9 protein-coding genes are annotated in these 12264 nt (G+C 69.9%); 4 read left to right on the top strand and 5 right to left on the bottom strand.

Features of this window, described 5'->3' with window-relative positions; genetic code table 11:
- Positions 1 to 160 precede the first annotated feature (160 nt).
- Positions 161 to 1219, bottom strand: a complete 1059-nt coding sequence (locus ACPT94_RS36695; protein WP_360347222.1) for a tartrate dehydrogenase — start codon at positions 1217 to 1219, stop codon at positions 161 to 163.
- A 73-nt stretch (positions 1220 to 1292) separates the two neighbouring features.
- A complete protein-coding gene (locus tag ACPT94_RS36690; protein ID WP_360347224.1) occupies positions 1293 to 2177 on the bottom strand; it encodes a LysR family transcriptional regulator in 885 nt (294 codons plus the stop codon).
- 270 nt (positions 2178 to 2447) lie between these two features.
- Here ACPT94_RS36690 and ACPT94_RS36685 point away from each other — a divergent pair, with 270 nt between their 5' ends.
- On the top strand, positions 2448 to 2585 hold the full coding sequence (locus ACPT94_RS36685) for a hypothetical protein (protein WP_360347226.1): 138 nt from the start codon (positions 2448 to 2450) through the stop codon (positions 2583 to 2585).
- 369 nt (positions 2586 to 2954) lie between these two features.
- Here the strand turns inward: ACPT94_RS36685 and ACPT94_RS36680 are convergent, their stop codons facing one another.
- Complete coding sequence (locus tag ACPT94_RS36680) at positions 2955 to 4223, bottom strand: aspartate aminotransferase family protein (RefSeq protein ID WP_360347228.1); 1269 nt, start codon at positions 4221 to 4223, stop codon at positions 2955 to 2957.
- Positions 4224 to 4448: 225 nt separating this feature from the next.
- Here ACPT94_RS36680 and ACPT94_RS36675 point away from each other — a divergent pair, with 225 nt between their 5' ends.
- Positions 4449 to 6134, top strand: coding sequence for a PucR family transcriptional regulator (locus tag ACPT94_RS36675; RefSeq protein WP_360347230.1), 1686 nt, complete (start codon positions 4449 to 4451; stop codon positions 6132 to 6134).
- A gap of 814 nt (positions 6135 to 6948) precedes the next feature.
- Here ACPT94_RS36675 and ACPT94_RS36670 read toward each other — a convergent pair.
- Complete coding sequence (locus ACPT94_RS36670) at positions 6949 to 8292, bottom strand: class I SAM-dependent RNA methyltransferase (protein ID WP_425247821.1); 1344 nt, start codon at positions 8290 to 8292, stop codon at positions 6949 to 6951.
- Between the two features lie 105 nt (positions 8293 to 8397).
- On the bottom strand, positions 8398 to 10494 hold the full coding sequence (locus ACPT94_RS36665; RefSeq protein ID WP_360347234.1) for an APC family permease: 2097 nt from the start codon (positions 10492 to 10494) through the stop codon (positions 8398 to 8400).
- Positions 10495 to 10889: 395 nt separating this feature from the next.
- Between ACPT94_RS36665 and ACPT94_RS36660 the strand changes: the two genes are divergently transcribed.
- Together ACPT94_RS36660 and ACPT94_RS36655 are read left to right on the top strand one after the other, a co-directional pair.
- A complete protein-coding gene (locus tag ACPT94_RS36660; RefSeq protein ID WP_360347236.1) occupies positions 10890 to 11558 on the top strand; it encodes a potassium channel family protein in 669 nt (222 codons plus the stop codon).
- Positions 11558 to 12235: a potassium channel family protein gene (locus ACPT94_RS36655; RefSeq protein WP_360347238.1), complete on the top strand. Its 678-nt coding sequence runs from the start codon at positions 11558 to 11560 to the stop codon at positions 12233 to 12235. The genes ACPT94_RS36660 and ACPT94_RS36655 overlap by 1 nt, the downstream gene beginning before the upstream one ends.
- Positions 12236 to 12264 lie beyond the last annotated feature (29 nt).

Below are 12264 nucleotides of genomic sequence, written 5' to 3'. Positions count from 1 at the left end.
CCTTGTGTACGTGCGTCGTGTCCGATCCCAAGTTCACCTCATGGCCAGGGCGCTCGAGCGGGACTGCGCGGCACCGGGGCGGCTCGCAAAAGGGCAGAGGGCGCGCGGGAGTGACCGGTGGGCGGCGTCGTCCCTGCCGCCCACCGCGGAAGAACATGGCTCAGAGGAGCTCGATCAGCCTGTCGGTGAACTCGGCGGTGGTCGCGGTTCCGCCCAGGTCACGTGTGCGGGTATCGGTCTTGGCCAGGACCGACGCGATCGCGTCCGTGATGTCCTTGGCCGCGACTGGATGGCCGAGGTGGTCGAGCATCATGGCCGCGGACCAGATCGCGCCCAGCGGGTTGGCGATGCCCTGGCCCGCGATGTCGGGCGCTGAGCCGTGTACCGGCTCGAACATCGAGGGGAAGTCACCCTCGGGGTTGAGGTTGGCCGCCGGGGCGATGCCGATGGATCCGGCGACCGCGGCCGCGAGGTCGCTGAGAATGTCGCCGAAGAGGTTGGAGGCGACGACGACGTCGAAGCGGGCGGGGTCGAGGACGAACTTGGCCGCCAGCGCATCGATGTGCTCCTGGTCCCAGGTGACGCCGGGGTGTTCGGCGGCCCGCTCGGCGATCAGCTCGTCCCAGAACGGCATGGTGTGAATGATGCCGTTGGACTTGGTGGCGGAGGTGAGCTTCCCTCGGCGGCGGGCGGCGAGCGAGAACGCGTAGTCGGCGATACGGGTGACCCCGGCCCGGGTGAACACCGCTTCCTGGACGGCCAGCTCCTCGGACGTGCCCTGGTTCAGCCGTCCCCCGATCTCGCTGTACTCGCCCTCGGCGTTCTCCCGCACGACGACGAGATCGACCTCGCCCGGCTGTGCGCCGCGCACCGGACTGTCGATGCCTGCGAAGACACGGACGGGCCGGAGGTTGACGTACTGGCGGAAGCTGCGCCGTATCGGGATCAGCAACCCCCACAGTGAGACATGGTCCGGCACCCCCGGGTAGCCGACGGCGCCCAGCAGGATCGCGTCCTTGTCGCGCAGCTGGTCGATCCCGTCGGCGGGCATCATCGCGCCCTCCCGCAGGTACCGCTCGCACGACCAGTCGTACGACGTGTAGGACAGGCTGAAGCCGTGGCGGCGGCCGAGAACATCGAGCACCTGCTGTGCAGGGGGCAGTACCTCGGCGCCGATGCCGTCGCCGGGGATCAGGGCAATGCGGTGGTTCGTCGTCATGCCGTCGATTGCAGCAAGGCGGTCCGCGGGGCGTCCAAGACGCAAAGCGGATATCCCTTATAAGCGGCGCCTATCAGCTGCCGGCGGCCGAGATGGCGGCCGTGACGAACGCGGCGGCTGCCGGTGACAGGCTGCCGCGGCGGCTGACGAGAGCGATGTCCAAGGTGGTCTCCGGCTCGATGTCCAGGACGCGGGCGCCCAGCTGCCGGGCGAGGTCCCGCCAGGAATCCATGACCACCGCGAGCCCGACACCGGCCAGTACCAGGGGCATGAGCGACACCCGGTGCTCGGTCTCGGCGGCGACGGTGAACTCGACGCCCTGTTCCCGCAGCGCGTCGACGTAGGCGCGCATCCCGGTACCCGGCTGCCCGACGATCAGCCGCTGTCCTGCAAGCTCCTGGCACTCCACCGCCGTCCGATCAGCGAACGGGCCGTCGGCCGGCACCATCAGCACAAAGCGCTGCCGCCCCAGCGCATGGGAGACGACCTCCTTGTCGGAGAGCGGCCCGGCGGACGCCAAGAGCCCCAGTTCCACGGCACCCGTGCGCACCATGTCGATCACATCACGCGAGGTGAACGCCGCTTTGATGGCCACGGAGACGCCGGGATACCGGTGGCTGAAGGCACTCACCAAACTCGTCAGCGGCTCCACCGCCTGCGACGGCACGGATGCCACGTCCAGGCGCCCCTCACGCAGCTCATGCACCGCCGCGACACTCGCCCGCGCCGTCTCCAAACTCCGCACAGCCTCCCGGGCAGGCTCGATCAGAGCCCTTCCGGCCTCCGTCAGCACTGCCCTACGCCCGATGCGATGGAACAACTGGGAACCGAGATCACGCTCCAGTGCCCGCACGGCCTGCGACAGCGACGGCTGCGACACGTACAGAGCCGAGGCCGCACGGTTGAACCCCCCACGATCAACGATCGCAAGGAAGTACTCCAGCTGCCGAATGTCCATCACGCACCCTCTGCCCCTCAACAAAGCAGCCGACGACTCGATTGGTCCCGACCATGGTTGCGTGAAGGACGGCCTCGACGAAGCACGGACCCCCGATGCACTGACCGTGGTGTCACCGAAGCGCGGTCACAGCTGATCGAGGCGCTCAATGGCCGGCTGAGGCGCTGAGTCACAGCCGTGTCCCGGCGGAGGTCCGAAAACCGGCAGTAGATCAGCGTTCCATGAGCGCCATGCTGCAGGCGCTGCGCCCCTCTCACCGCGGTGATGGGCATGGACGAGGCGGTCGTCGCCACCATGCGGGCCCGCCGCGGCCCGGACTCCGTCACCGGCCTCCCCGAGGGACGTGCCTGGTGGTATGTCGAGTTCGACTGCGACGACGCGGACGCGGTGAAGGCCCGCGCCACCTAGTGCCGCGGCAGGCAACGTTTGCCCGTTGAGGAGCGGGGTCCGGTGCGTGCTCTCGGTGTGCCGGCCGGAAGCCCTCGTACTGGATGTACTTGGGCTTTCGGCCGGTGCGGCGAGAGGGCGTGCCGGGCGTCGCGACGGGGCGAACGTTGCCTGTCGCGGCACTAGCTGCTGGACGTACAGCAGCGCCGGAGAGCCTGGCCGCTTACCTGCGCGACTTCCGCAAGCGCCTGACTCAAGACGCGAGGGAGCGGTGTTGAAGCCTGTGCGGTCGCCACCAGGCGGACCGTCGCCGCGGTGACGACCGCACAGGAGCCCTCGGTGCGCGCAGGCCGGTGCGGTCGGCAAGGACGGCACCCCGGCCCGACCGCGTCATCGCCGCGCCGCTCCCGATGTGCCGGCCTCCACCGCGGCCGCCCATGCCTGGAGTCCCTGGTCCACCGCCGTCTCGTCGATCACCAGGGCCGGGATCATCCGCACGACCTGGTTCCAGGCGCCGCACAGAAGCAGGAGCAGGCCCTGGTCGACAGCGGCACGCTGCACGCGGGCGGCAGTCTCGGGGTCCGGACTGCCGTCCTCGGTGACGAACTCGGTGGCGAGCATGAGCCCGAGGCCGCGTACGTCACCGATGCCTACGGTCCGGTCGGCCACCGCCTCCAGGCCCTGGCGAAGGCGCTTGCCCATCGCCTCGGCGTTCTCGACGAGCTTCTCGTCGCGGACGATGTCGAGGGTGGCGCAGGCCGCGGCGCAGGCGACGGCGTTGGCGCCGTACGTACCGCCCTGCGATCCCGGCCACGCCTTGGCCATCAGCTCGTCGGAGGCGGCGATACCTGCCAGCGGGAAGCCGCTGGCCAGTCCCTTCGCGGTGATGAGGATGTCGGGTGTGACGCCGAAGTGCTCGTGTCCCCAGAATCGGCCAGTGCGGCCCACTCCGGTCTGCACCTCGTCGAGGATCAGCAGGAAGCCGTGCCGGTCGGCCCGATCCCGCAGGCCCTCCAGGAAGGCGCGGGTCGCGGGCACGTACCCGCCCTCGCCAAGCACCGGCTCGACGATGACGGCGGCCGTGTCAGCAGGTGAGGAGATCGTCTGGAGTGTGTAGTCCAGCTCCTGCAGGGCGAATCGTGTCGCGGTCTCCTCGTCCCAGCCGTAGCGGAAGGTCGAAGGGAAGGGGGTGACGACGACACCGCTCATCAACGGGGAGAAGCCGGACCGGAAGCGGGTGCCGGAGGTCGTCATCGAGGCGGCGGCCACCGTACGACCGTGGAAGCCACCGTGGCAGACCAGGATGTTCGGCCGACCGGTGGCCTGCCGGGCCAGCCGCAGCGCCGCCTCCACCGCCTCGCTGCCGGAGTTGGTGAAGAACAGGCTGTCGAGCCCCTCGGGCAAGACCTCGCCCAGCTTGTCGACAAGCCGCTGCAGCGGCTTGTGCATGACTGTCGTGTACTGGCCGTGGACGAGGGTGCCCACCTGTTCCCGGGCAGCCGCTACGACCTTGGGGTGGCAGTGCCCGGTACTGGTCACACCGATGCCGGCGGTGAAGTCGAGGTAGCGGCGGCCGTCATCACCGTAGAGGTGGACGCCCTCTCCCCGGACCGCCACCACGGGCGTGGCCTGGCGAAGGTGCGGCGACAGTGCAGTCATGTTCGTCTCCCGGCGGGTCGTCGGTCTGGCTCCGGTCCGGTCGAGCATCTCCACGTACCTCGATGACGCCAACGCTCGATCTGTCCGCCCGCGCCGCGGCATCTGGACGTTGTGTCAGCCGCATCGGGCATCACGCCCCGCTCGTCCTGCTCACAGCGGCCCTTTCATGGCTCTTGCGCAGGTCAGTGAGGCTTGTCAGGGTGACGGAGCACCCAGGGAGGTCCCATGCGCGAGAAGCACCACACGGCTGCAAGGCCCGTCACCGACGGTCTTGGCGCCTCCTTGGCAGGCCCGGACATGGCCACCGCCGGCCATCCGCTCACCGTGGCCGACGTTCTGGCCCTTCCCGTCCTGTCCGCCGGGCAGCCGCAGGTCGTCACCGGAGCAGACCTGCTCGACCGCCCGGTCCGCTGGGTTCACATGACCGAGCTGACCGACCCTGCCTCCTTCCTCAAGGGCGGCGAGCTCGTACTGACCACCGGTATGCCCCTGCCCGAGGAGCCGGCCGGCGTACGCCGCTACGTGAACGAACTCGCCGACATCGGCGCGGCGGCCTTGGTCATCGAACTGGTCCGCCGTTACCACCGCCCGCCCGACGCCCTGGTCCATGCCTGCGAGGCCCGCGGGCTCCCCCTCGTGACCCTGGCAAAGGACGTCAACTTCCTTGAGGTCACACAGGTCGTCCACGCTCTCATCCTCGGCAACCAGGCCGAGGAGATGCGCCGGACCCAGCGCATTCACGAGGCGTTCACCGCCCTCACCCTGCGCGGCGCTGTGCCCGAGGAGGTCGTACGTGCCGCCGCTGAGATGAGCGGCCACACCGTCGTACTGGAGAACCTGGCCCACCAGGCACTGATCTGCGCGCCCTCCGCAGGCACGGTCGAGGCAGCGCTCAGCGACTGGGAACGGCGTTCACGAGCGACACCTCCCGCCGGCCACACATCCGTGTCCGGACCCGGCGGCTGGCTCGTGACATCCGTGGAGTACCAGGGCGAAAGCTGGGGCCGGGTGGTCATGCTGCCCGCCCCGCCAGGCCAGGCCACCCCCTCGACATTCGGCCCCACGGCTGTGACGGTCCTGGAGAGAGCTGCGATGGCCCTCACCATCGCCCGCGTCATCCACCCCGTGCCCTGGGAACGCACCGCACACCGCAATCTCCTGCGCGACCTCGTCGGACAACGTCACCACTCTCCTACGGACGCCGATGCCCGGGTCGCCGCACTGGGTCTGTCCACCAAGGACTGCAGCTTCATGGCCGTGCTCGCGGACTTCCCTCAAGAGGCCGACGCGACGAAAAGCGAGGCACTCCTCTGCGAAGAGCTGAGGAAGCAAGGGACACAGGCCCTCGTCGGCGTTCTCGGCCCCACGCGCCTCGGCATCCTCCTGTCCCTGCGCCCCGGCCAGTCCTGCCCACCCGTGGTCGAACACCTGAGCCGCACCGTACTCGAGTTGGCGCCGGGGGCCACCGTCAGCGCAGGCAGCGAGGCGACGGACCTCTTCGATGTCGCCCGATCCTTCCGCGAGGCGACCCGCGTCACCGAAGCCACCGAGCCCGGCCAGCCGCTCCCGCCGGGACGCTCCTACCACAAGCCGTCCGACATCGGCCTGCGCCGCCTGCTCTTCGCGCTCCGGGAGGACACCCGGATCCAGGACTTCACCGAGCGCCGGCTCAGCCGGCTCCTCGACCATGATGCCCGCCACGGAACGGACTTGCTGACGACGTTGCGCCACTACCTTGACGCGGCAGGCAACAAGACCCTGGCAGCCCGCTCAGGCTGTCTGTCCCGCGAGACCGTCTACCAACGTCTGCGCAGCATCGAGCGGATACTCGACTGCGATCTCGAGTCCGGCGAACACCGCACCGAACTGCACGTGGCACTCACAGCGCTCGACGTCCTACGGGCCAGGTGAGCCGGAAGGACGAAGCGGTCCGCACATGACGCGTGGACCGCGGTCTCCACGGTCGGCTTCAGGCGCCTTCGACAGGGTCAAGCGGACCCGTCCGCGACATCGCACGCCTTCATCGAGCGGGGGTTCGATGCACTGGACCCAAAAGGGAGCGGAGGACGCCCGAGGGCGATCAGTGAGCGGCTGCGCGAACACATCCGCCTCGCAACAACCAACGCTGGACCCGTACCTGAGCGAGCCTGCCACAAACGAAGGGGGAAGCCGTGACAGCCCACGGTGCGGCTTCTCCCGCCCTTCCGCAAAGACATCGTCGCTGGTCCCGGGTCGCCGCCGTGGTGGCGGCCCCGCGATCGGGATGCTCGCCGCGGTGCATCCGGCGCCCGCCGAGGCGGCGAGGGTGAACACCGTGGCCAAGAGTCTGTCCTCCTCAGGGCTGAGCAGAGTGCGGCAACCAGCTCACCTGGGGATCCGCCCTCAGCTCGCTTGCGACACCGGCTCGCACTCGGCTGCCGCCATCCCGGAGTGCGCGTGCGCGTCGCCTTCCCACCGACAGGACGTGCCGACTGGCGATCGACCCGCGCTATCCGGTCCGAAACAACACCGTCACGCTCCGTCAGAATCAGCGTCGAACGAGCGCCAAGACATTCACCGAACCCGACCCTCACGAAGTTGAGGCAGAGCGTTCTCGACCCGCGCCCCGCTGCGAAACCGCAGGTGGGGCATGTGGCAGTAACCTGCATCATGCTCCACGGGGTGGAGCTTCAGAAACATGTCGGCACGACCCGCCCGCAACCTGGGAAATCAGAAGAGCAGCAGGTCAGACGCCCTTTGTCGCGGGCTCAAGAATCGCCACACATTCCACGTGCGACGTCATCGGAAACAGATCGAACGCCCGCAACGTCCGCACCCGGTACCCCCCGTCCCGGAAGTACCCCAGGTCGCGCGCCAGCGCGGCCGGGTCGCATGCCACATACGCGATCCTCCGTGCCCCCAGCGCCGTCAGGTGCTCCACCGTCCTGCGTCCGGCCCCCGCCCGCGGCGGGTCCAGGACGATGAGGTCGACCTCGCTGATGCCCGTCCGCGGCAGCACGCTCTCGACCTTGCCCTGCTCGATCCGCACGCGGTCGAAGCCCGCGAGGTTGTGCCGGGCGTCCTCGACGGCGCGCTTGCCGGACTCGATGCCGAGCACCGCGCCCTTCTCACCGAGCCGGTCGGCGAGTGCGCCCGCGAAGAGGCCGACTCCGCAGTACAGGTCGAGCGCCGTCTCGCCCTTGCGGGGCAGCAGGCCCTGCATGACGGCGGTGACCAGGGTGTCCGCGGCCTTCGGGTGGACCTGCCAGAAGCCGCCGCTGCCGACGCGGTACGTACGGCCGTCCGCGCGCTCGCGGACGAAGGGGCGGCCGTGGACGCGGTGGACGCCGCCGTCCTTCTCCCCCACGCGCATCACCGACACCGGGCGGTCCAGCTCGACGATGGGCAGGCGTGCGCCCGGCCGGGGGGTGAGGATGACCTGGCGGTCCTGGGAGCCCGTCGCCGCGATCGCCTCGACGGAGGCCATGCCGCTCCAGTCCCGCTTCTCGACGCCCAGCTCGCTGACGCCCTCCGCGGCGATCATGCAGTGGTCGATCGGCTCGACCTCGTGCGAGCGGTGCCGGCGCAGACCGGCCCGGCCCGTCCCGGCGTCCACCGCGTACTGCACGCGCGTGCGCCACTGCGGTACCTGGCCCGCCGGCAGCTTGTCGCCCTCGGCCGGCATCACCGTGCCGTCCCAGCCGGCCTCCTCGGGCGTGAGGCCCGCGAGCCGCTGCAGCTGCTCGGCGACGACCTCGCCCTTCATCCGGCGCTGGGCGCCCGGCTTGGCGTGCTGCCAGTCGCAGCCGCCGCAGCGGCCGGGACCGGAGAAGGGGCAGGGCGCCTCGACCCGGTCCTTGGACGCCGAGAGGATCTCCACCGCGTCGGCGCGCAGGAACCGCGCGCCCTCCTCGCCCTCGGTCACCCGGGCCACGACCCGCTCGCCGGGCAGCGCGTGCCGGACGAACAGCACCTGGCCCGCGTCGGTACGGGCGATGCAGTGGCCGCCGTGGGCGACGGGGCCGATCTCGACCTCGTACTCCTCGCCCACCAGCGAGCCCGCCTGCGAGTTCTTCGGTTCTGCCTGCATGGCGGGGTGACTCCACAACGTCGAACGAGGAACGGCCGGACAACAGCCCACCAGTCTACGTGGCTGTCGTCCGGCCGTTCACCACGAGCCGGTGCGGCGAAGCCGTCAGTCCTTCGAGCTCGATGTGCCCGAGGCCCCCGAGGAGCCCGAGGCGCCTGTGCCCGACGGCTCCTTGGGCCGCCCCTGCTCCGCGGGACCGCGTCGCACCGAGCCCGGAGCGTTCCACTCCTGGCGCCTGCGCGCCCGCTTCTTCGCCAGCTCGGAGGACTGCAGCTGGTACGGCACCGAGGTCACCATCACGCCCGGTGTGAACAGCAGGCGGCCCTTCAGCCTGAGCGCGCTCTGGTTGTGCAGCAGATGCTCGTACCAGTGGCCGACCACGTACTCGGGGATGATCACGGAGACGGCGTCGCGCGGCGACTCCCTGCGCAGGCTCTTGACGTACTCGATGACCGGCCGCGTGACCTCGCGGTAGGGCGAGTCGAGGACCTTCAGCGGGACGTCGATGCCGCGCCGTTCCCACTCGCCGCGCAGCGCCTTCGTCTCGGCGGGGTCGACGTTGACGGTGAGCGCCTCCAGGGTGTCGGAGCGCATCAGCTTGGCGTAGGCCAGGGCGCGCAGCGTCGGGCGGTGGATCTTGGAGATCAGCAGCACCGAGTGCACGCGCGAGGGACGGACGCTGTCGTCGCTGGGGCCCTCGGGGGCGACGAGTTCCGCGGCCACGCTGTCGTAGTGGCGGCGGATCGCGGTCATCGTCCCGTAGAAGATGACCATGCCGAGCAGGGCGACCCAGGCGCCGTGGGTGAACTTCGTGACGAGGACGACGACCAGGACCAGGCCGGTGAAGAAGGCGCCGAAGGTGTTGATCGCGCGGGAGCGGACCATGTGGCGGCGCTTGGCCGGGTCGGTCTCCGTCGCCAGGTGGCGGTTCCAGTGGCGGACCATGCCGGTCTGGCTGAGGGTGAAGGACACGAACACGCCGACGATGTACAGCTGGATCAGGCGCGTGGAGTCGGCGCCGTAGATGACGATCAGCAGGGTCGCCGCGCCGGCCAGCAGCACGATGCCGTTGGAGAAGGCCAGGCGGTCGCCGCGGGTGTGGAGCTGGCGGGGCAGGTAGCGGTCCTGGGCGAGGATCGAGCCGAGGACGGGGAAGCCGTTGTAGGCGGTGTTCGCGGCCAGGAACAGCACCAGGGCCGTCGCCGCCGCCAGCACGACGAACAGGAAGCTGCCCTTGCCGAAGACGGCCTCGGCGACCTGGGTGATCACCGGGTTCTGGACGTAGCCGGAGCCGACGGCGACGCCGTTCTTCAGCAGGTCGGCGGCCGGGTTCTCGGCCATGCGGACGTCGGTGACCAGGGCCAGGACGATGATGCCGCAGAACATGGTGACGGCCAGCAGGCCCATCATCGCGAGCGTGGTCGCCGCGTTCTTGGACTTGGGCTTGCGGAAGGCCGGCACGCCGTTGGAGATCGCCTCGACGCCGGTGAGCGCGGCACAGCCGGAGGAGAAGGCGCGCAGCATGAGGAAGAACAGGGCGAAGCCGGCCAGCCCCTGGTGCTCGGGCTTGATCGTGTACTCGGCCGTCGGCGCCCGCATGGTCTCGTCCAGGACGAGTCCCCGGAACGCACCCCACGCGATCATGATGAAGACGCCCGCGACGAACACGTACGTCGGGATCGCGAAGAGCTTGCCGGACTCCTTGACGCCCCGCAGGTTCATCAGCGTCAGCAGTACGACGACGGCGACCGCGCAGGCCACCTTGTGCTCGACGACGAAGGGGATCGCGGAGCCGAGATTCTCGATGCCGGAGGCGATGGAGACGGCGACGGTCAGGACGTAGTCGACGAGCAGGGCGCTCGCGACGGTGAGGCCGGCCTTGTTGCCGAGGTTGGTGGTGGCCACCTCGTAGTCGCCGCCGCCGCTGGGGTAGGCGTGGACGTTCTGCCGGTAGGAGGCGACCACCGTGAACATCAGCACGACGACCGCGACCGCGATCCACGGGCTGAAGTGGTAGGCCGACACGCCCGCGATGGACAGGACCAGCAACACCTCCCCGGGCGCGTAGGCCACGGAGGAGAGCGGGTCGGAGGCGAAGACGGGTAGGGCGATGCGCTTCGGCAGGAGCGTTTCTCCGAGCCGATCACTGCGCAGTGCGCGCCCGATCAGAATCCGTTTGGGCACGTCGGTCAGTTTGGACACAACAGAGCATCGTAGGCCTTCGAACAGGGGACCGCCCACCCTCCCCCGGGCTCAGCCGGGTGATGCCGGGCCGCGTCTGCCTCCCGGGTGAAATCAGCCAGGGCGCGGCTGCGGATTCGGCGGGTGGGGCGACCGCCATGCCTATATGACAATCCCCGCCCGCTGCCGCCCCTTTCGGAGATTCCATGCACTCGACCGCGGAGCTGATCGGCGCCGCCGGCACCCTCGTCGGCCTCGGCATCCTCACTCTTCTCAGCTTCTGGAGCATCAGCCGTCGCTGAGCCCGTGAACCGTGCGCGGGGGTGCCCTCGACGGACCGCGCGTGTGTAGCTTGGGCGGCGGTCTGAGACCCTGTTAAAGCCAAGTCAGCAATTTTTGACCTCGGAAGGACGGTTGTGCACATCGTCATCATGGGCTGCGGCAGAGTGGGCTCCGCTCTCGCCCAGACCCTGGAGCAGCAGGGGCACACGGTCGCCGTGATCGACCAGGACCCCACCGCCTTCCGACGTCTTGGCTCCTCGTTCGGCGGCCGCCGGGTCACCGGGGTCGGCTTCGACCAGGACACCCTGCGCGAGGCGGGCATCGAGGAGGCCGGCGCCTTCGCCGCCGTCTCCAGCGGCGACAACTCCAACATCATCGCCGCCCGCGTGGCCCGCGAGATGTTCGGCATCGAGAACGTCGCCGCCCGGATCTACGACCCCCGCCGCGCCGAGGTCTACCAGCGGCTGGGCATCCCGACGGTGGCCACGGTCCGCTGGACGGCCGACCAGATGCTGCGCCGGCTGCTCCCCTCGGGCGCCGAACCGTTGTGGCGCGACCCCACCGGCGGCGTCCAGCTCGCCGAGGTGCACGCCGCCGCCTCCTGGGTCGGCCACAAGATCAGCAAGCTGCAGGAGGAGACGGGCGTCCGCGTGGCGTTCCTGACCCGCCTCGGCGAGGCGATCCTGCCCACCTCGCAGACCGTCCTGCAGGAGGGCGACCTGGTGCACGTGATGATGCGCAGCGACGAGGTCGAGAAGGTCGAAGCCACGTTCGCCGAGGGCCCGAAGGAGGACGGTCACTGATGAGGGTCGCCATTGCCGGAGCCGGCGCCGTCGGCCGCTCGATCGCGGGCGAGCTGCTGGAGAACGGCCACGAGGTCCTGCTGATCGACAAGGCGCCGACCGCCATCTCGGTCGAGCGCGTCCCGCAGGCGGAGTGGCTGCTCGCCGACGCCTGCGAGATCACCTCCCTGGACGAGGCGGCGCTCCAGCGCTGCAACGTCGTGATCGCCGCCACGGGTGACGACAAGGTCAACCTGGTCGTGTCCCTGCTGGCGAAGACGGAGTACGGCGTCCCGCGCGTCGTGGCCCGTGTGAACAACCCGAAGAACGAGTGGCTGTTCAACGAGGCCTGGGGCGTCGACGTGGCCGTGTCCACCCCGCGCCTGATGTCCGCCCTGGTCGAGGAGGCGGTGAGCGTCGGCGACCTGGTCCGTCTGCTCCGCTTCAGCCACGGCGACGCCAACCTCGTCGAACTCACCCTCCCCGAGGAGTCGGCCCTGGCCGGCACCCAGGTGGGCGACGTCGAGTGGCCCGAGGACACGAGCCTGGTCACCATCATCCGCGGCACCCGCGTCCTGACCCCGTCCCGCGACGACTCCCTGGAACCGGGTGACGAACTGCTGTTCGTCGCCGCCCAGGCCCGCGAGGAACAGCTGGAGGACCTGCTGTCGGTACGGCGGGAGGAAACGGGCCGCTGAGCCGCCCCGGAACGACGAACGCCGGACGG

The organism is Streptomyces aurantiaciflavus (genome assembly GCF_049808595.1).
GTDB lineage: Bacteria > Actinomycetota > Actinomycetes > Streptomycetales > Streptomycetaceae > Streptomyces.
The sequence above is the reverse complement of the archived record's forward strand: the minus strand, read 5'-3'. Positions and strand labels throughout refer to the sequence as shown.